Here is a 20,864-nt window from a genome sequence, read left to right as displayed (position 1 = left end):
CGGGCGGCCTGGCCGCCGCCGTGGCGGCCTGCGGCCCCGCGGCCGGCCCGGCCAGCCGCAGCAGGTCGGGCCGCAAGGTCGTGACCACGAATAGAATACCCAGGCAGACCGTGACGGCCTGAGCGAATATCAGCCAATATCGGCGCATGTTTCTGATAGGACGAGCAATGAGTAAAGTGGACTCCCGCGTCCTGGCCAACTGGCTGGACGACACCCTGCAAGCGGCGCGCTTCAAGGACTACTGCCCCAATGGGCTGCAGGTGGAAGGCCGATCCGAAATCGGACACATTATCGCCGGAGTTACCGCCAGCGAAGCCTTGTTGCGCGTGGCGGTCGAACGCGGCGCGGATGCGGTGCTGGTGCACCACGGCTGGATGTGGCGCAACGAAGACCGCCGCGTCATCGGCACGCGCCGCGCGCGCATGGCCCTGGCCCTGAAGAACGACCTGAACCTGTACGCCTACCACCTGCCCCTGGACGCGCACCCCACGCTGGGCAACAACGCGCAACTGGCCCGCGTGCTGGGCCTGGCTCCGGCGCTGCGCGATGACGGTTCGCCGCAGACCTGTGGGCCGGACAATCTGGTATGGCTGGGCGACGCCCCCGGACTGCAAACGCTGGGCCAACTGGGCGAACGCGTCGCCCAGCGCCTGGGGCGGCAGCCGCTGGTCGTGGGCGATCCCGGCCAGCCGCTGGCGCGGGTCGCCTGGTGCACCGGCGGCGCCCAGGGCATGCTGGCCGATGCCGCGGACGCGGGCGCCAGCGCCTACATCACGGGCGAAGTGTCCGAATCCACGGTGCACCTGGCGCGCGAGACCGGCGTGGGCTTCATCGCCGCGGGCCACCACGCCACCGAACGCTACGGCGTAGAGGCGCTGGGGCAGGCGGTGGCCGAGCGCTTCGGCATCAAGGTCGAATTCGTCGACATCGACAATCCGGCATAACAGGCATCGCGCGCCACCCGTCATCCGCCCCCCGCAAGGGGGCGTTTGCATTTCATGGCGCCAACGGCGGCCCCGCGCGCCGGCAGGCTCTGAATCGGCCGAACTTGGCTACGGGAAAACCAGGGGGCGCGATCAAAGCGGCGCCTACGCGTCGCATCTGGTCAATCGCGGTTCTCTCTCCGTCAATTCTGGCCGGCGCCCGCAGCCCTAGCATTCCATGCAGCCGCCCACCGCCGGACCTTTCCCGGCCGGGCCTCCTACACGCGGAGCCACTGCATGCTGACCCTTTACGACCACCCGCGCTCCGGCAACTGCTACAAGGTCCGCCTCTTTCTTGCGCTCATCGGCCGGGACTACCAAAGCACGTTCGTCGACGTGCTGGCCCGCAAGAACCAGACCGCGGAGTTCGAGCGCGTCAGCGCCTTCCAGCAGATCCCCGCGCTGACCGATGGCGACACCGCCATCTGGGACAGCCACGCCATCCTGCTGCACCTGGCGCACCATTACGCCCCCCAGTGGCTGGCCCCGCCGCCCCGCATGGGCGCCATGCACGCCTGGATATCGGTGTCCGCCAACGAGATCGCCAACAGCCTGCAGCCGCTGCGGCTGACGCATGTGGTGAGCAACGCCGAAGCGGCGCACCACCTGGGCGTGAGCGAGGCCCTGCTCGACGTGCCCGGCATGCAGGCCCGCACGGACCGCGTGCTGCAACGCATGGACAAGCGCCTTGCGGAAAACGAATGGCTGGCCGGCGGCGATGCGCCGACCGTGGCCGACATCGCCTGCTACGGCTACCTGGCGCTGGCCGAGGAAGCCGCCATCGACATCGCCGCCTATCCCGCCATTGCAGCGTGGCGCGAGCGCATACGGCAGTTGCCGGGATACGTGCCGCCAGGCCCCTGAGCCCCGCACGCAACGACAAACCATTACTACAAGACAAGAGGGAACGACATGGACGCCATACAGGCCGCGCAGCCCATTGCCCAATCACACAAGAAACCGAACCTGTTCCGGGTCGCCGTCGCGACGGTCATCGGCACCGCCGTGGAAGCCTTCGACTTCCTCGCCTACGGCACCGCCGCCGCCCTGGTGTTCAACAAGATCTTCTTCCCGCAGTTCGATCCGGTCACCGGCACGCTGGCGGCCTTCGGCGCGTTCGCCAGCGGCATGCTGGCGCGGCCCATCGGCGGCATTCTGTTCGGCCACTTCGGCGACCGCATTGGCCGCAAGTCCATGCTGACGCTGAGCCTGCTGCTGATGGGCATATGCACCGTGCTCATCGGGCTGCTGCCGACCTATGAACAGATCGGCATCTCGGCGGCGGTGCTGCTTGTGGTGCTGCGCATCGGCCAGGGCCTGTCGTTCGGCGGCGAGATGGGCGGCGCCATGCTGATGGCGGTCGAGCACGCGCCGCCGAAATGGAAGGCGTTCTTCGGCAGCCTGCCGCTGGTGGGCGCGCCCTTGGGCATCCTGCTGTCGGTGGGCTCCTTCGCGTTGGTGACGCGGCTGCCGGAAGAGGACTTCCTGTCCTGGGGCTGGCGCCTGCCGTTCCTGGCCAGCGCCGTGCTCATCGTCGTCGGCCTGTTCATCCGCCACGGTATCGACGAGTCGCCGGAGTTCGAGCGGGTCAAGCGCGAGAAGGCGCAGGCCAGCCAGCCGTTGGACGACAAGATGCCCCTGGGCGAACTGCTGCGCGCGCATGGCAAATCGCTGTTGCTGTGCATAGGCTGCAAGATCGCCGAGGTCACCCTGATCTATACCTTCCTGGTGTTCTCGGTGTCCTACGCCGTGTCCAAGCTGGGTTTCAGCCGCGCCGACGCGCTGCATGCCTTGCTCTACGGCGCGGGCGTGCTGATGTTCACCATTCCGCTGTTCGGCATGCTGGCCGACCGCATCGGCGCGCGCCGCGTCTGTGGCTGGGGCGGCATGTTCCTCGGGCTCATGGCCATCCCGATCTTTCTCGCGGTGGGCAGCGGCTCGCTGATGGCATACAGCCTTGCCGTCTTCGTCGCCATGGCCTTCAACTACGCGATCATGATCGCGCCCCAATCCAGCCTCTACAGCGCCCAGTTCCCCGCCGAGTTGCGCTATTCCGGGCTGTCCATCGGGGTCCAGTTCTCGGCGGCCATCGGCGGCGGCCTGGCGCCCCTGATCTCGGCGACGCTGGTCCAGAAGTTCGACAGCATTCTTCCCGTCGGTGTCTATCTGGCGTTCCTCGGCATCGTCGCCGGCACCTCGGCGTTTCTCATGAAGCCCACGTTGCAGGACTTGCGCCGCGGCTGACGCGCGAAGCCATCCACGCACAGGCGGCGCGGACCTACGCGCCGCCGCTGCCGCTTCTGGCCGTCTTGCGGTACAAGGCGGGAGACATGCCGAAGCGTTCATGGAAGCGGCGGATGAAATGGCTCGCATGCTGGAATCCGCAAGAGGCGGCGATCTCCTTGATCTCGACGTGCGAGCGGCGCGGATCCTCCAGCGCTTCTCGGGCCAGTTGCAGGCGGCGTTCGCGCACATAGCTGGTGTATTGCAGTGCGCGCGTCTTGAACAGCCGGTGCACCCAGCGCGTGGTGACGCGCAGCACGTCCGCCACCGCCTGCACCGACAGTTCAGGATCGGTGATGTGGGCATCGATGTAGCTGGCCAGCACCTGCCAGTTGTCGGCGGGCGCGCGCGCATCGCCCGGGATCTTCTCCAGCGCCTGGCTGGTGTAGATCGAGGCCAGCAGCGCAAGCAGCGCCTGCTCGGCAAACAGCGACGAGGTGGGATTGGATTCCGCCTTGTCGAAGAACACATGATGCAGGCAGCGATGGGCGGTTTGCACCATCGGCAAGCCGGCCACCCCGCGCTGCGCGGTGAACTGGGACATCGCCAGGCTGTGCGCGCCAAGCAGGCGCGAAAGCGGCCCCTTCACCACCACGATGCGCGAATCGGTGTACATCCGGATCTCGGACGGCAGCGCGGTCGTGCGGAAGATGACGTCCCCCGGCTCCAGCGGCAGCGTGGCCTCATTCTGGACGATGACGCCGTGCCCCGCGATCACGAAGCTCGCCAGAAACTCCGCGTGCTCCAGATCGGCCGCGTGATCCGCCCGGTGATGCACGCTGATCGGCGTGGACTCCAGGCTCACCACCAGCCCGCCCGCGCGCAGGCGACAGGCCTGCAATTGCAGTCTGGGCCGTTCCGTCAACGCCCTGAATTCCCCCGGCAGGACCAGCTTGTCCAGCTCGCGCTCGTAGCCGGCGATCTCCTGTGCGTAGAAGGGACGGAACCGGGGTGCGAAATTGAGATCCGCCTCGGAACAGGCGGGCCGGGCGGGTTGATTCACTGTCTGGCTGGCGCGTGGCATGCTCGGAACACTCTGTCGGATCGGCCGTCGGCGGCCGGGAGGCGCCTGCGTTCCTGTCGCAATGAGTCAACCCGCGTTCGTGATCGGTCAATTGCAGGCAGCTTCGGTCGGCGTGTAATTGAGCCATTATCCCCAAGGAGACCCCATGCTGGAAAAACAAGCCCATGCCGACGCCTTCTTTGCACGCTCCGCGAACAAGCTCGACTTCGGGAACTGGGGCGAGAAGGAAAAGGTGGCCTTGAGTTGCCGCATTCTCGCCAGCGAAGGCCATTCGGAAACCCTGGCGGGCCAGATCACCGTGCGCAAGGAAGACGGCACGTTCCTGACGACCCCCATGGCCCAGGCCTTCGACGAAATCGTCCCGGCCTCGGTCATCCGCATCAACGAGGACATGGAAGTGCTCGACGGCCCGGGCACGCCCAACCCCGCCGTGCGCTTCCACTTCTGGGTCTACCGCCAGCGCCCCGACGTGCAGTGCATCATCCACACGCACCCGCCCCACGTTTCGACGCTGTCCATGACGGGCCGGCCGCTGGTCGTCGCGCACATGGATGCGACGCCGTTCCATAACGACTGTGCCCATCTGAAGGAATGGCCCGGCCTGCCCATCGCCGACCAGGAAGGCGAGATCATTTCGGCGGCGCTGGGCGACAAACGCTGCATCCTGCTGGCCAACCATGGTTTCCTGGCCGCCGGATCCTGCGTCGAGGAAGCGCTGTACCTGTCGGTGCTGATCGAGCGCGCGGCGCGCAATCAGTTGCAGGCGGCGGCCGCATATGGCGAGGTGAAGCCGGTCAATGACGCGCTGGCAGCCGAGTCGCACGACTTCCTGTTGAAGCCCAGTATCGTGCGCGCGAGCTTCGCCATGTTTGCGCGCCGCGTCGAACGCCAAATGGCCGCGGAATAGGGCTAGCGGGGGAAAACCGGCCGCGGATCGTTCAGCGGGGGCCGGCATGCGCCGGCGGGAACGTCCGCCAGCCGCGGCCCGGACCCGCTCTTGCGCGGCTCCCGGGCCTGCGGCAGTGTCGGATCAGGGCTTCTTGAGCAGATCGCGGATTTCGCGCAGCAGGGCCACGTCCTCGGGCGTCGCGGCGGGGGCGGCCGGCGCCTCCTCGGCCTTGGTGCGGGCCTTGTAGATGGCCTTGACCATCCAGAAGATCACGAAGGCCAGCAGCACGAAGTTGATGATGATCGTGACGAAATTGCCCCAGGCGAACACGTTGGCGCCCGCCTTGGTGAGGTCGGCGTAGGTCATGGGGCCGCTATAGCCGTCCGGCATCGACAGAATCAGGAACTTGTTTGAAAAATCGACCGAACCGCCAAGCACGAAATTGACCAGCGGCATGACGATGTCTTTCACCAGCGAATCGACGATCCTGCCGAAAGCCGCGCCGATGATGACACCGACCGCGAGGTCCACCGCGTTGCCTTTTACAGCGAAATCTCGAAATTCTTTGACGAAACCAGTCGCTTTGCTCATAAAAGCACTCCCTTCGTGATACGCCCGCCAGTGGGCTGGCGCTATAATACGCGGTTGCTATGTTGTTACATATTCCCGCGAAGCCGATGCCGCAGAAGTGATGCTACTCGTAGAGCGGGCGCATCAACAAGGATAGGAAGATGAGTCAGGATACGCTGGTGCATGATGATGACGGTGCGGTTGATCCAAACCTGCCGCCCGATCCTTCGCGACGTTTCTGGGTAACCACCGCCTGTGCTGTGGGTGGCGTAGCAGGTGTCGCAACGGCAATACCGTTAGTGAGCACGTTTTCCCCCTCTGAAAAGGCCCGCGCGGCCGGGGCACCCGTGGAAGTGGATATCGGCGACATTCCCGTCGGCGCCATGAAAACGGTCGAATGGCGCGGCAAACCGGTATGGATCATCCACCGGTCGCCCGAACAGCTCGCCGGCCTCAAGACCCAGGACGCCCTGCTGGCCGATCCTGACTCCAAGCGGCCCGGCTTCACTCCCGCTTATGCCGAAAACGAAGGCCGCTCGCGCAAGCCCGAGATCTTCGTCTGCGTCGGCATCTGTACCCATCTGGGCTGCTCGCCCACCGCGCACTTCGAAACCGGTGGCGGTGGCGGCATGGGCGCCAGTTGGCAAGGCGGATTCCTCTGCCCCTGCCACGGCTCCACGTTCGACCTGGCCGGCCGGGTCTACAAGAACAAGCCCGCTCCCGACAACCTCGAAGTTCCGCCGTACCAATATCTCAGCGATACCCGCATCATCGTGGGCGTCGATGAAGACAACAAGGCCTGACGCTCGCGTCGCGCTTTTTCCCGAAATTACGTAAGTAAATCCGCATTACGCCACGTGAGAGAAGGAGCCGTTACATGGCTGGCGAGAAAACCGTCGAGACGACAGGCCTGTTGGGCTGGCTGGACCGGCGCTTTCCGGTGACCTCCACCTGGAAAGCCCATTTGTCCGAGTACTACGCACCGAAGAACTTCAACTTCTGGTATTTCTTTGGTTCACTGGCCCTGCTGGTGCTGGTGTTGCAAATCGTGACCGGCATTTTCCTGGTCATGCATTACAAGCCGGATGCCGAACGCGCGTTCCAATCCGTCGAATACATCATGCGCGAAGTCCCCTGGGGCTGGCTGGTGCGCTACATGCACTCCACCGGCGCGTCGATGTTCTTCGTCGTCGTGTACCTGCACATGCTGCGCGGGCTGCTTTACGGTTCCTACCGCAAGCCGCGCGAACTCGTGTGGATCTTCGGCGTCGCGATTTTCCTCTGTCTGATGGCCGAAGCTTTCTTCGGCTACCTGCTGCCCTGGGGCCAGATGTCGTATTGGGGCGCCCAGGTGATCGTGAACCTGTTCGCGGCCATTCCGTTCATCGGCCCTGAACTGTCGATCTGGATCCGCGGCGACTACGTCGTGTCGGACGCCACGCTGAACCGCTTCTTCGCCTTCCACGTCATCGCCATCCCGCTGGTGCTGGTGGGCCTGGTCGCGGCCCACCTGGTCGCGCTGCACGAAGTCGGCTCGAACAACCCGGACGGCATCGAAATCAAACAGGGCCCGAAGGACAAGTACGGACGTCCCAAGGACGGCATCCCGTTCCACCCGTTCTACTCGGTGCATGACCTGATGGGCGTGGCGGGCTTCCTGCTGGTGTTCGCCTTCATCGTGTTCTTCGCGCCGGAAATGGGCGGCTACTTCCTCGAGTTCAACAACTTCATCCCCGCCGACTCGCTGAAGACGCCTCCGCACATCGCCCCGGTCTGGTACTTCACGCCGTTCTACTCGATGCTTCGCGCCACCACCGACGAATTCACGTGGGTGCTGGCGGGCGCGTCCGTGCTGGGCGCCATCGCGCTGCTCGTCAAGAGCAACCTGAAGGGCATCATGCGCGTCGCCATCCCCGGCATCCTGATCGTCGTGGCCGTGCTGCTGCGCGCCATCGACGCCAAGTTCTGGGGCGTGGTCGCCATGGGCGGCACCGTAGTCATCCTATTCTTCCTGCCGTGGCTGGACCATTCCCCGGTCAAGTCGATCCGCTACCGCCCCACGTGGCACAAGTGGATCTACGGCATCTTCATGGTCAACTTCCTGGTGCTCGGCTACATCGGTACGCAGCCGCCCAGTCCGCCGTTGAACATCACGTCGCAAATCGGCACGCTGCTGTACCTGGCATTTTTCTTCCTGATGCCGGTCTGGAGCCGCCTGGGCACCTTCAAGAAAGTGCCCGAGCGCGTTACGTTCCACGCCCACTGAGCCCACCAGATAACGGATTAACCATGATCAAGAAGCTGATTGGTGCCGTGGCCTTGATGCTCGCGTGCACCTCCACTTTCGCCGCTGAAGGCGGATTCCCGCTGGACAAGGCCCCGTACCGCGTGAACGACATGTCGTCGCTGCAGAACGGAGCCAAGCTGTTCGTCAACTACTGCCTGAACTGTCACAGCGCGTCCTCGATGCGCTACAACAAGCTCAAGGACATCGGGCTGACCGACCAGCAAATCAAGGAAAGCCTGCTGTTCACCGGCGAAAAGGTCGGCGACATGATGCACGTCGCCATGACCCCGAAGGACGCCAAGCAGTGGTTTGGCACGACGCCCCCGGACCTGTCCGTGATCGCCCGCGCCAAGTCCGTGAACGCCGGCCCCTCGGGTTCCGACTACATCTACACCTACCTGCGCACCTTCTACCGCGACACGTCGCGCGCCACGGGCTGGAACAACCTGGTCTTCCCGGCCGTGGGCATGCCCCACGCCCTCTGGGAACGCCAGGGTCCGCGCGAGCTCACGACCGTCGCCATGCACGAGGTGGAAGGCAAGGAAGGCGCGCCCAAAACCTGGGAACGCGTCACCACGGTGTACGATGCACAAGGTTTTTCCACGGTCAAGGCCGAACCGGTAGCCAACTACCACGGCCATGCCACCTTCGATGCCAAATTCAAGGCCGGCAACCCGGCCCAAGTCGCAACATACGACAACGACATCGCCGATCTGACCGCGTTCATGTCCTGGATGGCCGAACCCGTCCAGACGTTCCGCGTCCGTCTCGGTGTCGGCGTCATGTTGTTCCTGCTGTTGTTCTTCCTGGTTACTTGGCGCCTGAATGCCTCGTACTGGAAACACGTGCGCTAACCGCAACGCCCCGCCAGGTTTTCCGCCGTCCCCGGCTGCAAATGGGGACGGAATCGGCGGATAGGGCCGTACGCCTATCCAGCCTGGCAATTGGGGCCAGCGCCTGCTAGATTAAGGCGCTGGCCTTTCGTTTTTCATAAAGGACTTACCGCCATGATGGTGCTCTATTCCGGAACCACGTGTCCGTTTTCGCAACGCTGCCGTTTCGTGTTGTTCGAAAAAGGCATGGATTTCGAGATCCGCGACATCGACCTGTACAACAAGCCCGAAGACATCTCGGTGATGAACCCGTACGGTCAAGTGCCCATTCTGGTCGAACGCGACCTGGTCCTGTACGAGTCGAACATCATCAACGAGTACATCGACGAGCGCTTCCCGCACCCGCAGCTCATGCCCGCCGACCCGGTCATGCGCGCCCGCACCCGCCTGTTCCTCTACAACTTCGAGAAGGAACTGTTCGTCCACGTCTCGACGCTGGAAGACCGCAGCGCCAAGCCCGACGAAAAGAAGCTGGCCAACGCGCGCCAGAACATCCGCGACCGCCTGGCCCAGTTGGCCCCCATGCTGCTGAAGAACAAGTACATGCTGGGCGAGGAATTCTCCATGCTGGACGTGGCCGTGGCCCCGCTGCTGTGGCGCCTGGACCACTACGGCATCGAACTGCCCAAGAACGCGGCTCCGCTGCAAAAGTACGCCGAACGCATCTTCTCGCGTCCGGCCTATATCGAAGCGCTGACGCCTTCGGAAAAAGTGATGCGTCGTTGAGGCTGGCTGCGTGATGGGTGAAACTTCGACCAAACCGTATCTGATCCGCGCGCTGCATGAATGGTGCACCGACAACGGCTACACGCCGTACATCACCGTGCAGGTCGACGAGCACACCATGGTGCCCGTCGCCCACGTGCGTGACGGACAGATCACACTGAACGTCGGCACGCTGGCCACCAACCGCCTGGTGCTGGGCAATGAGTTCATCGAATTCCAGGCCCGCTTCAGCGGCGTGACCGAGAACGTCTACGTTCCCGTGGGGGCCGTCAGCGCCATCTACGCGCGCGAAACCGGCGCGGGCATGGGCTTCGAAGTGCAGCCCTACGAACCGCCGGCCGCCGGCGCCCAGGGCACGGCCGCGACCGCCGCGCCTGAAGGCTCCGATGCCGCCACCGCCCCCGACGACGACGGCGGAGACGACGACGAACCCAAGCGTCCGCGCCTGACCATCGTCAAATAGCGCCTGCCTGCGGCCAGTCCAACGCGGCAACCGCATTTTTTCATTACAATGCGGTCCCTGCGCGTGCCCCCGGCACGCAACGCCGGTGTAGCTCAGTTGGTAGAGCAGCTCACTTGTAATGAGAAGGTCGAGGGTTCGATTCCTTTCACCGGCACCAATAGAATCAACGAGTTAGGCCGTTTCCTTCGGGGGCGGCCTTTTTCGTTTGTGTAGTTTCGGTGTAATCGTGTCGGAGATACGGCCTTCCAGCTTGCTCATTGCGGCCTGGATGTGATCCCCGTCCTGGTGGGCATAGCGGGCCACCATGGCCAGGGTTTTGTGACCGCTCACACGCTGCACGGTGGGCAGATCGACGCCTGCCTGCACAAGGTGGGACACGGCGGTGTGCCGGAGGGTATGCCGGACCACTTGCGCGACGTTCAGGCCAGCCCGCGCCACGGCGAGCCTGAAGGCCTTTTCAATAGCCACCGTGTGGCCTGATTTGGAGCCTCTAGAGGACGGAAAGAGCCAGTGGGTATCCGCGGGTACCGACTCCTTCAGATAAACGTCCAGAAAAGCCGCCAATGCCGCTGTGATTGGTTGCTCCCGCGCTCCGGCCTTTGCCTTGGGAAGATAGATCATGCGGCGCGCCAGGTCGATATCCTGCTTGCGGATGCTCAGCACCTCACCCTTGCGCATCGACGTGCTAACCGCGATCAGCACGAAGGGATAGAGTTGCGGGTTGTCGGATCCCTTGGCTGCATCCAAGAACTTCTGCACCTGGGCCGTGGTCAAGTAGACGATTCGGCCGCTATCGTCCGTCAGCTTCTCAATCTTGGGCTTGGCAGTGGTGATCCATCCCTTCTCAAGCGCGATGGTGTATAGGTGACTGAGCGTCGCCAGCTCGCGGTTTATCGTGCCGGGGGATGTGGTACGGCCTGTCTCCCGCGGCTTCCGGTCCTTGCTGCGCTGGTCGCCACCAGCCTGTACAACCTGATTGAGGCGATGCACCTTGTAGCGCCCGATATCTTCCTTGGTGATCTTGGATAGGGGGCGCTCCCCAAAAAAAGGGCTCAAGTGCTGGGTCAATACTTGCTCTTTAGCGCGAATGTCTTTGCCGCCTGAGGCCTTCAGCGTCTCGATGTACTTCTCTGCGGCACTGCGGAACGAAAGGGCCACTTTGCGGCCCTTGGGCAGCGTCAGGCGGTCATGGCGGGCATCCGTGCGCACCTTCTCGATGAACTGCTCTGCCTGCGTCCTGGTGACGCCTTCCGATTCCTTGCCCAGCACGCGGTGGACCCGCTGGCCGTCGACCATGACATTGACGCTGTAAACGCCATCGCCAGATACCAGGCGCTCAAACACAATGCCATGCTCCTGCACCGTCCGGCCGGGCGCCAGATCCCGCAGCTTGCGCCGATCGAGCTTGGCGAAAGTCTTAGCCATTCTTCTTGGCGGCCTCCAGCTCGGCCTTTAGCTTCTGCAGGTTTTCAACGATCTCCTGGAACTTGGCAATGCGGCGCTCCACATTGGCAACCGTGGGAGGGTGGTCGAGGAAAAGGGAAACAACCATATCCGAATCAATGTCTTCCTCAATGGCCTTATTGAGAAGAACCCAGTTCTCTTCTACGAAATCGCTTTGCTGGCCGTTCTGCTTGGCGGTGTGTGTAGCCAACCCGGCAGCCGCCAACACCTTGTTGATAAGCGCTATCAACCGTTGCTCATCGAACGTGAGAAGACTGGGGTAGGTCGCGTTCAGCAACGCCAAGCGGTCACCGGGCCGCACATGCCACAGCAATGGGGCTTGATCCTCGACCGAATACCCGGGGGCGAGTTCCACATGCTTGAAAGCATCTTCAACTGCCCATTCAATGAAGTTCGCCATTGATCGGCGTTGCACACGGGACGCTAGATCTAGCAGGTACTTAGTTTTCGGGTCGAAGCGCACAGCCACCAGCTCGGATCGCGCTGATCCCTTGCTTCCTTTTTTCCGTTCTGTCGCCATGGGCTCTCCTGGTCGTTGCCGAATAGTAACGCAGATTCAATTTCCTTTGTCGTTATTGCTTGATTAACGATTACGCAGCATGTAGACTTTAATCGTTGTCTATTGATTAACGATTCGGAGACCTCATGGTTACCACCCCTGAAATCACAGTGTTGCCCGACGGACGCATGGATCGAGCCAATGCGGCGCGCTATCTCGGCCGCACCGCCGGCACGCTCGCCTCTTGGGCGACGCATGGAAAAGGCCCCAAGTTCATCAAACGAGGGCGTGTCTGGTATCGCAAGGAAGAGTTGGACCGCTGGCTCGCAGAGGGCGAAGTGTCCAGTACGGCGCAAGGCCGGTTGCTCACGGAAGGAGCTTGATATGACGCACGAAAAACTAAGCCCCGCAAGCGTTGCAGCGCTTAACGGGGCCGAGAACAGTGCTTGCTTGGCGGCAGGGCACGAACGAAATCATACAACGGGTTGCGCGGCTGGTCTAGCCGCGGGCCGGGCCTGGTTCGCCCAGATCCGCAAAACGATGGGCGACTACCGCGACACTGAACGCAGTGCCTTCGTCCGTGGCCTGGGGGCGGAAGATTCCGACGCCGCCTTGGCTTCCCTGGAGTTCGACCAAGGCTTTGCTAGGGCCGTGGCCGAGGCTTTCTCGGGGGCGCGTCATGGCTAAGCAAATGATCGACTCCCAAGCGCTGGTAGCCCTACAGGTGGGCATCGGGCGGGCTCTCATCCTCTCGAAGCTGTGCCAATGCTCCCGCGACGATCTGGAGGATAGCGAACAGGACGAGCTTTCCTGGATGCTCATTGACGTCTTGAGCAAGGTGGACACCGACCTCAGCGCCGTACTCTCTACTGACATGGTTCCGGTACAGAAGGTGCGTCATGGCTGAGATCCAATCCACGAACCTGGCCGGTCCCACCAACCTCGAGCGGCGCGCCGCACAACTCGCCAGTCTGACGCTGATGCTCTACGGTCGCGGGCGTGAAGCGTTCAACGACCTTTTCGAACATGACCGCGACAATATTCTCTGGCTGGTGAATGACCTGGCCGTCGAAGTCCGGGACATTGTGAATGGTGACTCCCAATGAAGGCCCAGCAACTGAACGGCCTTCAGGCCCAGCTCAAGCCCTGCCCGTACTGCGGCGGCAAAGGCCAGCTCAAGCCCATGCCCGGCGCGCCGATGTGGTTCCGTGTGCGCTGCGAAGCGTACGACTGCGGCGGCACCACGTGGGCGCTGATGGGCGCGCCGGACGCTGCGGCGGCTTGGAATCGGAGGGCCAATGGCTAAACGCGATCATCGCAAGGGCGCGCTGCAGTTCCGGTTCGTGGCCATCCCCGTGCCGGTGCTGGAAAGCGCCGAGTACCGGGCACTACCGGATTCTGCGCGCTCCTTGCTGATCGACCTACTCATGCAATTCAGCGGCAAGAACAACGGGCGTCTGTGCACGTCGTTTGTGGCTATGCAGCGCTATGGCTGGACGAGTAAGTCCAAGCTGGAGCGAGCCAAGGCGGCGTTGCTACAGACCCCGTTCATTCTCATCACGCGTAGGGGCCGACCGCCCAACACTTCGGAATGGGTGGGCGTCACGTGGTTCCAATTGGACTACGACAGGTCCATGGATTTGGTGCCGCGGGACTGGCCGCTTAATAACTTCCAGACCATAGAGTCCGGTTCCATCGACCCGAACCAGGGCCGGGAAAAACAGTTTCATCACCCCCGAATCAGGGGCGATAGAACTGCGCTCCCTGGGGCAATCACCCCCGAATCAGGGGCGATTGCATGACGGATAGAACGCTTATCACCCCCGAATCAGGGGCGATTGTCATAGAGGGCTGCTCAATTTTTAATCACCCCCGAATCAGGGGAAGGTATAGAAGTAGCCATCTGTGCCGCCTATCCCCGGCTCTCTACGCGCTCACCTGGCTACCTATCCGTGACCACTCAGAAGGCCCGGTGCTGGATGTGACTGCGTACGACTATGCCCGCAGTCACCGGGGCGCTTATATCCGCTGGGTGCCACCCGAGGTAAAGCAGCTAAGAGGCAAGGCGCGTCAGGCCCCTGAAAAACGCTCAACCATATCCGCCCGGCGGAGTGCGAAACAAGGATATAGCACCGCCCGGCGGAGTACACACCCATCGGAAATGGGGTTTGTCACTCCGCCCGGCGGAGCTATTAGGGAGAAATCTGCACAATTCCGTACTCCGCCCGGCGGATACAACCTAGGTAATACCACCTCCAAGGGGGTGTCATGAGGGAATCACGAGTCTATCTGCTGGTCGCTTTCGTCTACATGGCGCCGCACACATCCCCAAACGTCGCGTTGGGGATTGCTCTGCCGTTCTTGCTGGTCGGCTTCGTCCTATGGATGCGGGGCAAGTGATGGAACGCCATGAAACGCCACGAACGGAGACGGCAGGCTCAAACGCCATTTCTGGCGTTAGCTCTGCATGGTCGAGAAAACCGGATTTCCGGTTATCTCACCACCACTCGGCACAAGCAGCCCTGCCTGCGGTGCGGTCGAGAAAGACGGGAATCCGTATAACCAGCAACGCTCCTGCAACGTTGCATACCGGTGCCGTCACGGTGAAGTCACGCAACATCACGCAAAGCCGCTCGGTGCGCATTCCGGCGATCCATCGGGGGCGGCCAGCACCAGCCATGCCAAGGCCCACTGACGGCTCCATGAGGGCTCAGGGAACGCCTCTGACCGGGGGGGGTGGTCAGCAAAAAAATCGGCATCTCGACCACGACCGGCCGCTCAACTGGCTTTTCATAAACGTCCAGAAAAAAAGCGAGGGGTTCGCACAAAAAGCCCGGCAGAAACCCGCGCATAACCCACTGGGTTTCCATGGTGGCTCCCATGGTTGACCGGACGCGCAACGCCTTTGATCGGCTGATCGTAGACCCGGACAAGCTGCAGCACCGGGAGAAGCTGCACGCTGTCTCCCAGCTCGTCGCTCAACTGTTGGAAGGCCATCCCGACATGCGCACGTGTCAGTGGCTCGGGCGCAAGTTGCAGGACTGGATGATCCGTGGCGGCAGGATTGAACAGCACCTCGGCTTGGCTCCCCCGCCAGGCTCTCACGCGACGGTACGCAACATCGCCACCAAGAGGCGCAGGGACGATGCGTTGCTGCGCTTCGCCAATACGGTAGGCAATGACCGAGTTGCGCGGCTCGTTTTGCGCGGCGATATTCCATGCCCGCCAAAAGCTGCCGAAGCCCTGCTAGCACTGCAGAATTTCGGCCGAGTGCCCACCTCTCACGACGCTATCAGTCGGGCACGTCGCGCCTCTCGCATCTCATAGTCGAGGACACGCGAATTTCTACCATGCCTTCACATTCACTACACAGAGGGACATGATGACTACCGATCACAAAGGCCGCTTGGCCGCACGCTTTATCAAGGCAATGGCCATCTCGAAGGGCATGGGGTCCGTTGCCAAGGGCTACATCGAAAGCACCAATTGGCTTGACCAGGCCCAGCTCAAGGCGGCGGTTGAAGCGATGACGACCGGCAACAGCAGCTCGTTGGCGCGAGACGTGGGCGCAGACTTTATCGCGTTGGTGCGTCCTGAGACGATTCTGGGACGGCTCGCGAACATTCGCCGGGTTCCCTTCCTGACTCGATTGATGCGCCAGACCGCGGGCCCGAAGGGGCACTGGGTGGCCGAGGGGAATCCCAAGCCCGTCGCCGCTTCGACGTTTGCGAAGGATGAAGGCCTGCCGCCGCGTAAGGTCGTAGCGTTGTCCGCTATGACCGATGAACTGGCTCAAGCCTCGAACGCTGAGGACATCATTTCCCGTGACCTGGCCGCCGCCACGGTCGAGGCAATGGACTTGGCCTTTATCGACCCTGCAAACGCTGGCGAACCCGACGAGCGGCCAGCCAGCGTCATCTATGGGGCTGATTCGATCCCGGCAACCAGCGATCCCGCTGCAGACCTGAAGAAAGCCACTGCGGCCCTCGTCGCTAACGGCGGCAACCTCCGCACGGCGTCCTGGATCTTGCACCCGGATATGGCCGTGGCCTTGAACATGCGTGGAGGCGCTTTTGAGACCGTAGGGGCGCTTGGCGGCACGATTGCTGGCCTACCTGCCATCACCAGCAGCGCGGTTCCCCTGGGTTCGTCTGGCAGCCCCATCGCGCTCGTCGACGCCAACGGTATCCAGGTCGGCGGCAACACGGATGCCTCGCTGCGCACCTCTACCGAAGCGTCGATCCTGATGGAGACAGACCCCGAAAGCGGCGCTAGCCAACTGATCTCCCTCTGGCAGACGGACAGCCTCGCGATGATGGCTGAGATCTATGTGAACTGGCGTGTTGGCCGTCCGGGCAGCACCGTGTACATCGACGGGGCGGACTACTGATGAACTTCGCCGAACTTTGCTCACCCGAAGTGAGCGAGCGCATTTCTAAGCGCGTGAAGGAAATATCCGAGGGCGGTGCGAACCAGCCTAACGCCTTTTCCATTGCGCTTGCCGTTGAACTGGTGAAGGCGGTGGATAAGGAACTCGCCAGCCGAGATGAGCGCCTGCGCAAACAGGCATCCCGCATCGCCAAATTGGAACGCCAACTAGGAGTGACTCATGACTGAAGGCAATCAGGCAACGAAGCTACCCGCCGATCATCTCAAAGCTGAACTGCGCAAGATCGGCCGGAATGTTGAACGGGCAAACTTCGCGATGGACGGCTGGGACGGCGACGAGCTGATGGTCCTGGTGGCCTGGCCGGACGGTTTTTCCGCTCGCATCAGCATGGGGCCGGTTGCGAGCGCAATGATTGAACGGAGGGTGTCGCAATGCACGACCTTGCACTGAACGAAATCGAAGGCGAAGCAGGAATTCCTGCTCTGGTGTCGCTCTTAAACCCTTTGCGCTCCGATCAGAAAGACCTCTCGTACGCGCCCTTCTTGCCAGGTGAAACACTCGGCCGGTACATTGAACGAACCGGGGTACGGGTGGCCTCCCGCCGCACGAATGTTTGGCACAACGGTCGCCGCGTGCCGTCAGAGCTTTGGGAGCGCCTGATTCCCAGGCATGGCGATCATGTCCTCTTGGTCCCGAAGATGGAGGGTGGTGGGGGCGGTGGAAAGGTCCTGCGCACCGTGGCCATAATCGCTGTGATTGCTGTTTCTATCATGGCTCCCTACATGGCCCCCGCATCTTGGGGAATGATTGGTGCGGAGGGTGCCGTTACGATGGGCGGTGCCTTGTTGTCCGGCGCAGTCATGATCGGTGGTGGTTTGATTGTTTCCCCCTTGATCCCGGAGATTTCCCATTGAGCCTAGCCAACATCGTCATCAGACATGACCGTGCGCTAATTAGCGTCGATACCCTTGCCGGGTTTATGGAGGAGGCGGGGCAGTTGATGAGCGAGAACGAGCGCACTGGCCGACACACCGGCAAGTTGTGGCTGTTTCCGCACATAAATATGGCCATGACGCAGCGGGGAGATGGTTTGCTTACCGGCACGGCCAGGGCGATGCTGGAGAGTTCATTCCCCTCCAGCTTTGATGATGCAGTCCGCATGATGCCCAGTGTGCTCGATCAGGCGTTTGCTCACACTTTGGCGTTCCGCAATGAAAAGTTTGGGATTGATTCGTTTCCCGGTGCCGAGGTCGTTTTGGTCGGCTGGTCGCTCTGCAACCTGAGCTTTCAGGCCATGCGGTGGCGTCGCTACCCTACCGACTCCGGCTTTACCCAGAGCCGCGTGGACAAGATGCTATTACTGCCCGAGATTGACCGCCTTGAACCGGTCGACCTCCCGGACACTGCCGAGAAGATGGAAGCGGTGGCGCGCCGCCAAGTGGAATGGGCGCGCCGCGAGCATCCGTCGCTAGCTTGTGGTGGTCGCCTGCTGCTGGCCGAACTGACGCGGGATGCTGTGACGGTGCGCACCATTGCCGACCTGGAGGCGGAATGTCCATGATTGAGAAGAAAATCCTGGCCATGGTCGCCCAACTGCGCGCCGATGGCGGCCAGCCTACCGAAGAGAACATCGTGAAACTCGCCGTCGCGGCCTTTGACGAGCTGATGGCCGAAGAGCTGGCTAGGAGCCTGCAACAGATCGAGGGGAAGCCTGAATCCGTCAAGTCTGCCTATACGGCCGACTTCCAACAAGCCTACGAAGATGCGCGCTCCAAGTGGCTGCCGGGCATCATCGCCGCGGCGCGCAGTTTGGCGGCCAATTCGCCGAGTTCCATCGAGGTCGGGGCGCGCATCGCCACCGGCCCAACTATTCACTGAGGGGGGATGCCATGGCTACGGCAGGAAGCATAACGATCGATTTGCTCATGCGCACGGGCAGCTTCGAAACGGACGCCAAGCGGGCAGAGAAGCGCATGAAGGAGATGGACGCCACCATCAAGAAGTGGGGCGTGGGCATCGGCGCTGCTGTGGGCGCCAGTACGGCGGCATTCACTGCTATGGTGGTGAAGGCCGCCGAGACTGGCGCGGAGCTGCAGCGCATGGCCGCACTGTCCGCCTCGTCTACGACCGCCTTTCAGGAATGGGCCTACGGTGCGAAGTCGGTGGGCATCGAGCAGGACAAGCTGGCCGACATCCTGAAGGACACCCAGGACAAGCTGGGTGAGTTCCTGCAAACTGGCGGCGGCCCGTTAAAGGACTTCTTCGAGAATATCGCGCCGAAGGTCGGAGCGACTGCCGAAGAGTTCCGCAAGCTGTCAGGCCCCCAGGCTCTGGAGCTTTACTTCCAGTCTCTGGAAAAGGCCAAGCTCAATCAGGCTGAGATGACGTTTTACATGGAGGCGTTGGCGTCGGACAGTTCCAAGCTGGCACCGCTGCTACGCAACAACGGCACAGGTCTGAAAGCCATGGCGGACCAAGCCCACAGCCTGGGCATTATTCTGAAAGAGGATGCGGTCGCCAACGCGGCGGCGTTCAACAAGACCCTTGAATCCATGGGCCAGGTTGCGAAAGGTGCATTCTTTGAACTTTCGTCTGGGGCTATTTCGGCTCTGAACTCCTACACGGACCACGTGCTGAAGGCCAAGACGGCGACGGATAGCTGGCTGAGCGCCATGAAGGCGGCGGCCTATTACGAGGTATTCGGCGACAAAGACCCGACCAAGGAGCTGGCCAATGCCATCAAGATGGCAACTGAAGCCGAACAGACCCTGGTGAACTTCCGCAGCGGCATGGGCAGCATCCTTTCAGATAGCCAGCGCGAAGTGGCTGAGGCTCCCATAAAGGACCAGATTAAAGCCGCGAACGAGTACCTGGCCCTGATCCAGCGCATGTCAGCGCACTCTGCTGCTACGCCGATGCTCCCCGCAATTGAGGTTGCCGCCGGCAATGGAAAAGGGAAGCCGAAAGACACCAAAACCCGGACGGACGAAGGCCAGAAGCTTATCGACCAGATGAACGAGCGCATCGCCCTATTCGGCAAGGAAACCGAGTACGAGAAGTTGCTTGCCCAAATCAGCATGGGTTCCATGCAATTCCGCACCCAAGCCCAACAGGAAGAGGCGCTTGGGTCCGCTCAAACCCTGGACTTTCTGGAGAAGGAAGCAGCGGCCTACAAGGAGAACCAGGAGCACTTAGAGGCCCTGGCAAAGGTCAGCCAGGACACCAGCGAGCAGATGAGCGAGTTTGCAGTACAGGCCGCCCGCAACATTCAAACGTCGCTGGGCGATGGCCTGTATGACCTGCTGACGGGCAACTTCGACAATATCGGCGCGCGTTTTGGTGAAATGGTCTTGCGCATGGCGTCTGATGCAGCAGCGGCTAACTTGGCGGGTGCGCTGTTTGGAGACTACGGCAAGACCGGTCAGATTGGGGGCCTGCTGGGCGGCCTCGCTGCTAGCGTGCTTGGCAGCACCATTTCTGCGTCCTGCTCGTACGTCAGCGCTGGCCCGGCCATGGGAAGCTGGGAAGGCCTGTCCCACTTCGCCGCCGGCGGCTATACCGGTGCGGGCGGCAAATACGACCCTGCTGGAATCGTCCACGCCGGGGAGTACGTTATCCCTGCCGACGCTACCAAACGCCTTGGCGTGGGCTTTCTGGACCGCCTGAAAGGATATGCAGATGGCGGCTATGTCGGGGCGTCAGGTATGCCCGCTTCGGCTGGAGGCTCGACCCGGGTGGAGATCATCAACAACGGAACACCGCAGCAGGTCACAGGCGTGCGGCAGAGCATGGACTTGCGAGGCGAGATCATCAGTATCTTCGTGGATGACATGCGGAAGAATGGCCGCTCTGCCCGAGCCGTGCAAGGTGTGGTTGGCCGCTGAGGGTTGTAGCTTCTACAACAGAGGGTTGTAAGGGTTACAACCCCTCTACCTCAGGGGGCGCGGAAGCATCAATCGCCCCTCGCCGACCAAGACCGGCCTCTCAGATTCCCTGGCATAAACCCGTAGAAAAAAGCTGGTGACCCTGTGCAATTCCTGTGTAATCCGGCGTGCAAAACTACACAGAAACCGGCATCAATCCCAATTCCGGGAATCTCCGGAATCGGCCGGAAAGCCTCGCCGTCACAGTGTTTCCCATAAAAATACATCAATCGAAATATCCAGGGAGGCTCACTTGTAATGAGAAGGTCGAGGGTTCGATTCCTTTCACCGGCACCAATTCGAAGCAGACGTCCGAAAACCCGCATCAGCCCAGGCGATGCGGGTTTTTTTCATCGTTATACAGCCGCGGCAGCCGGGATGGATGAGAGATACTCGGCCTCGACGTGGCCCTCCGTCTGATTTGCCGCTTCCCGGTAACAAGGCCTGATTCCTCCACTGTAACGTTCGCC

Annotated in this window: 26 protein-coding genes, 2 tRNA genes and 1 pseudogene; 24 read left to right on the top strand and 5 right to left on the bottom strand. The window is 62.1% G+C overall.

Annotated elements, in window-relative coordinates; translation table 11 throughout:
- Positions 1 to 148, bottom strand: a pseudogene (locus AVE30378_RS32925) (2-alkenal reductase); the annotation flags it as partial.
- A 19-nt stretch (positions 149 to 167) separates the two neighbouring features.
- Here AVE30378_RS32925 and AVE30378_RS28600 point away from each other — a divergent pair.
- The 3 genes from AVE30378_RS28600 to AVE30378_RS28590 all read left to right on the top strand — a co-directional run bounded on the left by AVE30378_RS28600 (position 168) and on the right by AVE30378_RS28590 (position 3,227).
- Positions 168 to 944: a Nif3-like dinuclear metal center hexameric protein gene (locus AVE30378_RS28600; protein ID WP_129246020.1), complete on the top strand. Its 777-nt coding sequence runs from the start codon at positions 168 to 170 to the stop codon at positions 942 to 944.
- A 276-nt stretch (positions 945 to 1,220) separates the two neighbouring features.
- Complete coding sequence (locus tag AVE30378_RS28595; protein ID WP_129246018.1) at positions 1,221 to 1,847, top strand: glutathione S-transferase family protein; 627 nt, start codon at positions 1,221 to 1,223, stop codon at positions 1,845 to 1,847.
- Positions 1,848 to 1,895: 48 nt separating this feature from the next.
- The gene (locus AVE30378_RS28590; RefSeq protein WP_129246016.1) at positions 1,896 to 3,227 is read left to right on the top strand and encodes an MFS transporter; all 1,332 of its coding nucleotides are present in this window, start codon (positions 1,896 to 1,898) and stop codon (positions 3,225 to 3,227) included.
- 34 nt (positions 3,228 to 3,261) lie between these two features.
- Here the strand turns inward: AVE30378_RS28590 and AVE30378_RS28585 are convergent, their stop codons facing one another.
- A complete protein-coding gene (locus AVE30378_RS28585) occupies positions 3,262 to 4,290 on the bottom strand; it encodes a helix-turn-helix transcriptional regulator (protein WP_129246014.1) in 1,029 nt (342 codons plus the stop codon).
- 145 nt (positions 4,291 to 4,435) lie between these two features.
- Here AVE30378_RS28585 and AVE30378_RS28580 point away from each other — a divergent pair, with 145 nt between their 5' ends.
- Positions 4,436 to 5,197, top strand: a complete 762-nt coding sequence (locus AVE30378_RS28580; protein WP_129246012.1) for an aldolase — start codon at positions 4,436 to 4,438, stop codon at positions 5,195 to 5,197.
- 123 nt (positions 5,198 to 5,320) lie between these two features.
- Here the strand turns inward: AVE30378_RS28580 and mscL are convergent, their stop codons facing one another.
- On the bottom strand, positions 5,321 to 5,770 hold the full coding sequence (mscL, locus tag AVE30378_RS28575; protein WP_129246010.1) for a large conductance mechanosensitive channel protein MscL: 450 nt from the start codon (positions 5,768 to 5,770) through the stop codon (positions 5,321 to 5,323).
- A gap of 140 nt (positions 5,771 to 5,910) precedes the next feature.
- Between mscL and petA the strand changes: the two genes are divergently transcribed.
- The 6 genes from petA to AVE30378_RS28545 all read left to right on the top strand — a co-directional run bounded on the left by petA (position 5,911) and on the right by AVE30378_RS28545 (position 10,275).
- The gene (petA, locus tag AVE30378_RS28570; RefSeq protein ID WP_129246008.1) at positions 5,911 to 6,552 is read left to right on the top strand and encodes a ubiquinol-cytochrome c reductase iron-sulfur subunit; all 642 of its coding nucleotides are present in this window, start codon (positions 5,911 to 5,913) and stop codon (positions 6,550 to 6,552) included.
- A 74-nt stretch (positions 6,553 to 6,626) separates the two neighbouring features.
- On the top strand, positions 6,627 to 8,015 hold the full coding sequence (locus AVE30378_RS28565) for a cytochrome b (RefSeq protein ID WP_129246006.1): 1,389 nt from the start codon (positions 6,627 to 6,629) through the stop codon (positions 8,013 to 8,015).
- Between the two features lie 23 nt (positions 8,016 to 8,038).
- Complete coding sequence (locus tag AVE30378_RS28560) at positions 8,039 to 8,890, top strand: cytochrome c1 (protein ID WP_129246004.1); 852 nt, start codon at positions 8,039 to 8,041, stop codon at positions 8,888 to 8,890.
- 153 nt (positions 8,891 to 9,043) lie between these two features.
- Positions 9,044 to 9,655 carry a glutathione S-transferase N-terminal domain-containing protein gene (locus AVE30378_RS28555; RefSeq protein ID WP_006388039.1) on the top strand — a complete coding sequence of 204 codons (612 nt, stop codon included), beginning with the start codon at positions 9,044 to 9,046 and terminating at the stop codon, positions 9,653 to 9,655.
- Between the two features lie 13 nt (positions 9,656 to 9,668).
- On the top strand, positions 9,669 to 10,118 hold the full coding sequence (locus AVE30378_RS28550) for a ClpXP protease specificity-enhancing factor (protein ID WP_129246002.1): 450 nt from the start codon (positions 9,669 to 9,671) through the stop codon (positions 10,116 to 10,118).
- A gap of 81 nt (positions 10,119 to 10,199) precedes the next feature.
- Positions 10,200 to 10,275: transfer RNA gene (locus AVE30378_RS28545), tRNA-Thr, on the top strand.
- A gap of 14 nt (positions 10,276 to 10,289) precedes the next feature.
- On the opposite strand, the gene AVE30378_RS28540 is transcribed toward AVE30378_RS28545, so the two are convergent.
- A complete protein-coding gene (locus tag AVE30378_RS28540; protein WP_129246000.1) occupies positions 10,290 to 11,543 on the bottom strand; it encodes a tyrosine-type recombinase/integrase in 1,254 nt (417 codons plus the stop codon).
- Positions 11,536 to 12,102 (bottom strand): hypothetical protein, encoded by a 567-nt coding sequence (locus AVE30378_RS28535; RefSeq protein WP_129245998.1) that lies wholly within the window; start codon positions 12,100 to 12,102, stop codon positions 11,536 to 11,538. The genes AVE30378_RS28540 and AVE30378_RS28535 overlap by 8 nt, the downstream gene beginning before the upstream one ends.
- A gap of 125 nt (positions 12,103 to 12,227) precedes the next feature.
- Here AVE30378_RS28535 and AVE30378_RS28530 point away from each other — a divergent pair, with 125 nt between their 5' ends.
- The 14 genes from AVE30378_RS28530 (at position 12,228) to AVE30378_RS32665 (ending at position 20,691) form a co-directional block, all read left to right on the top strand.
- Entirely contained in the window at positions 12,228 to 12,464 is a 237-nt protein-coding gene (locus AVE30378_RS28530) for a helix-turn-helix transcriptional regulator (protein ID WP_129245996.1), read from the top strand.
- A 308-nt stretch (positions 12,465 to 12,772) separates the two neighbouring features.
- Positions 12,773 to 12,988, top strand: a complete 216-nt coding sequence (locus tag AVE30378_RS28525) for a hypothetical protein (RefSeq protein ID WP_129245994.1) — start codon at positions 12,773 to 12,775, stop codon at positions 12,986 to 12,988.
- Entirely contained in the window at positions 12,981 to 13,187 is a 207-nt protein-coding gene (locus AVE30378_RS28520) for a hypothetical protein (protein WP_129245992.1), read from the top strand. The genes AVE30378_RS28525 and AVE30378_RS28520 overlap by 8 nt, the downstream gene beginning before the upstream one ends.
- Positions 13,184 to 13,387, top strand: coding sequence for a Lar family restriction alleviation protein (locus tag AVE30378_RS28515; protein WP_129245991.1), 204 nt, complete (start codon positions 13,184 to 13,186; stop codon positions 13,385 to 13,387). The genes AVE30378_RS28520 and AVE30378_RS28515 overlap by 4 nt, the downstream gene beginning before the upstream one ends.
- Positions 13,380 to 13,883, top strand: coding sequence for a hypothetical protein (locus AVE30378_RS33170; RefSeq protein ID WP_425265801.1), 504 nt, complete (start codon positions 13,380 to 13,382; stop codon positions 13,881 to 13,883). Before AVE30378_RS28515 ends, AVE30378_RS33170 begins: the two co-directional genes overlap by 8 nt.
- 1,078 nt (positions 13,884 to 14,961) lie before the next feature.
- Positions 14,962 to 15,408: a hypothetical protein gene (locus AVE30378_RS28510; protein WP_129245990.1), complete on the top strand. Its 447-nt coding sequence runs from the start codon at positions 14,962 to 14,964 to the stop codon at positions 15,406 to 15,408.
- 52 nt (positions 15,409 to 15,460) lie between these two features.
- Positions 15,461 to 16,471: a phage major capsid protein gene (locus AVE30378_RS28505; protein ID WP_129245989.1), complete on the top strand. Its 1,011-nt coding sequence runs from the start codon at positions 15,461 to 15,463 to the stop codon at positions 16,469 to 16,471.
- Positions 16,471 to 16,698: a hypothetical protein gene (locus AVE30378_RS28500; RefSeq protein ID WP_129245987.1), complete on the top strand. Its 228-nt coding sequence runs from the start codon at positions 16,471 to 16,473 to the stop codon at positions 16,696 to 16,698. Before AVE30378_RS28505 ends, AVE30378_RS28500 begins: the two co-directional genes overlap by 1 nt.
- Positions 16,691 to 16,921: a hypothetical protein gene (locus AVE30378_RS28495; protein WP_129245986.1), complete on the top strand. Its 231-nt coding sequence runs from the start codon at positions 16,691 to 16,693 to the stop codon at positions 16,919 to 16,921. Before AVE30378_RS28500 ends, AVE30378_RS28495 begins: the two co-directional genes overlap by 8 nt.
- Complete coding sequence (locus AVE30378_RS28490) at positions 16,903 to 17,385, top strand: hypothetical protein (protein ID WP_129245984.1); 483 nt, start codon at positions 16,903 to 16,905, stop codon at positions 17,383 to 17,385. Before AVE30378_RS28495 ends, AVE30378_RS28490 begins: the two co-directional genes overlap by 19 nt.
- Positions 17,382 to 18,032: a hypothetical protein gene (locus AVE30378_RS28485; protein WP_129245982.1), complete on the top strand. Its 651-nt coding sequence runs from the start codon at positions 17,382 to 17,384 to the stop codon at positions 18,030 to 18,032. The genes AVE30378_RS28490 and AVE30378_RS28485 overlap by 4 nt, the downstream gene beginning before the upstream one ends.
- Complete coding sequence (locus tag AVE30378_RS28480) at positions 18,029 to 18,349, top strand: hypothetical protein (protein ID WP_129245980.1); 321 nt, start codon at positions 18,029 to 18,031, stop codon at positions 18,347 to 18,349. Before AVE30378_RS28485 ends, AVE30378_RS28480 begins: the two co-directional genes overlap by 4 nt.
- A 47-nt stretch (positions 18,350 to 18,396) precedes the next feature.
- Positions 18,397 to 20,355, top strand: a complete 1,959-nt coding sequence (locus tag AVE30378_RS28475) for a phage tail tape measure protein (RefSeq protein WP_165360337.1) — start codon at positions 18,397 to 18,399, stop codon at positions 20,353 to 20,355.
- A 236-nt stretch (positions 20,356 to 20,591) separates the two neighbouring features.
- Positions 20,592 to 20,691: transfer RNA gene (locus tag AVE30378_RS32665), tRNA-Thr, on the top strand.
- The last annotated feature ends 173 nt before the right edge of the window (positions 20,692 to 20,864 follow it).

It is taken from the genome of Achromobacter veterisilvae, from assembly GCF_900496975.1.
GTDB lineage: Bacteria > Pseudomonadota > Gammaproteobacteria > Burkholderiales > Burkholderiaceae_B > Achromobacter > Achromobacter veterisilvae.
This window is presented reverse-complemented; position numbering and strand designations above follow the sequence as displayed.

Bases quoted from the DNA above. Each gene is read 5' to 3' on its own strand.
- AVE30378_RS28600 (WP_129246020.1), top strand. From the start codon at position 168: ATGAGTAAAGTGGACTCCCGCGTCCTGGCCAACTGGCTGGACGACACC.
- AVE30378_RS28595 (WP_129246018.1), top strand. From the start codon at position 1,221: ATGCTGACCCTTTACGACCACCCGCGCTCCGGCAACTGCTACAAGGTC.
- AVE30378_RS28590 (WP_129246016.1), top strand. From the start codon at position 1,896: ATGGACGCCATACAGGCCGCGCAGCCCATTGCCCAATCACACAAGAAA.
- AVE30378_RS28585 (WP_129246014.1), bottom strand. From the start codon at position 4,290: ATGCCACGCGCCAGCCAGACAGTGAATCAACCCGCCCGGCCCGCCTGT.
- AVE30378_RS28580 (WP_129246012.1), top strand. From the start codon at position 4,436: ATGCTGGAAAAACAAGCCCATGCCGACGCCTTCTTTGCACGCTCCGCG.
- mscL (WP_129246010.1), bottom strand. From the start codon at position 5,770: ATGAGCAAAGCGACTGGTTTCGTCAAAGAATTTCGAGATTTCGCTGTA.
- petA (WP_129246008.1), top strand. From the start codon at position 5,911: ATGAGTCAGGATACGCTGGTGCATGATGATGACGGTGCGGTTGATCCA.
- AVE30378_RS28565 (WP_129246006.1), top strand. From the start codon at position 6,627: ATGGCTGGCGAGAAAACCGTCGAGACGACAGGCCTGTTGGGCTGGCTG.
- AVE30378_RS28560 (WP_129246004.1), top strand. From the start codon at position 8,039: ATGATCAAGAAGCTGATTGGTGCCGTGGCCTTGATGCTCGCGTGCACC.
- AVE30378_RS28555 (WP_006388039.1), top strand. From the start codon at position 9,044: ATGATGGTGCTCTATTCCGGAACCACGTGTCCGTTTTCGCAACGCTGC.
- AVE30378_RS28550 (WP_129246002.1), top strand. From the start codon at position 9,669: ATGGGTGAAACTTCGACCAAACCGTATCTGATCCGCGCGCTGCATGAA.
- AVE30378_RS28540 (WP_129246000.1), bottom strand. From the start codon at position 11,543: ATGGCTAAGACTTTCGCCAAGCTCGATCGGCGCAAGCTGCGGGATCTG.
- AVE30378_RS28535 (WP_129245998.1), bottom strand. From the start codon at position 12,102: ATGGCGACAGAACGGAAAAAAGGAAGCAAGGGATCAGCGCGATCCGAG.
- AVE30378_RS28530 (WP_129245996.1), top strand. From the start codon at position 12,228: ATGGTTACCACCCCTGAAATCACAGTGTTGCCCGACGGACGCATGGAT.
- AVE30378_RS28525 (WP_129245994.1), top strand. From the start codon at position 12,773: ATGATCGACTCCCAAGCGCTGGTAGCCCTACAGGTGGGCATCGGGCGG.
- AVE30378_RS28520 (WP_129245992.1), top strand. From the start codon at position 12,981: ATGGCTGAGATCCAATCCACGAACCTGGCCGGTCCCACCAACCTCGAG.
- AVE30378_RS28515 (WP_129245991.1), top strand. From the start codon at position 13,184: ATGAAGGCCCAGCAACTGAACGGCCTTCAGGCCCAGCTCAAGCCCTGC.
- AVE30378_RS33170 (WP_425265801.1), top strand. From the start codon at position 13,380: ATGGCTAAACGCGATCATCGCAAGGGCGCGCTGCAGTTCCGGTTCGTG.
- AVE30378_RS28510 (WP_129245990.1), top strand. From the start codon at position 14,962: ATGGTTGACCGGACGCGCAACGCCTTTGATCGGCTGATCGTAGACCCG.
- AVE30378_RS28505 (WP_129245989.1), top strand. From the start codon at position 15,461: ATGATGACTACCGATCACAAAGGCCGCTTGGCCGCACGCTTTATCAAG.
- AVE30378_RS28500 (WP_129245987.1), top strand. From the start codon at position 16,471: ATGAACTTCGCCGAACTTTGCTCACCCGAAGTGAGCGAGCGCATTTCT.
- AVE30378_RS28495 (WP_129245986.1), top strand. From the start codon at position 16,691: ATGACTGAAGGCAATCAGGCAACGAAGCTACCCGCCGATCATCTCAAA.
- AVE30378_RS28490 (WP_129245984.1), top strand. From the start codon at position 16,903: ATGCACGACCTTGCACTGAACGAAATCGAAGGCGAAGCAGGAATTCCT.
- AVE30378_RS28480 (WP_129245980.1), top strand. From the start codon at position 18,029: ATGATTGAGAAGAAAATCCTGGCCATGGTCGCCCAACTGCGCGCCGAT.
- AVE30378_RS28475 (WP_165360337.1), top strand. From the start codon at position 18,397: ATGCGCACGGGCAGCTTCGAAACGGACGCCAAGCGGGCAGAGAAGCGC.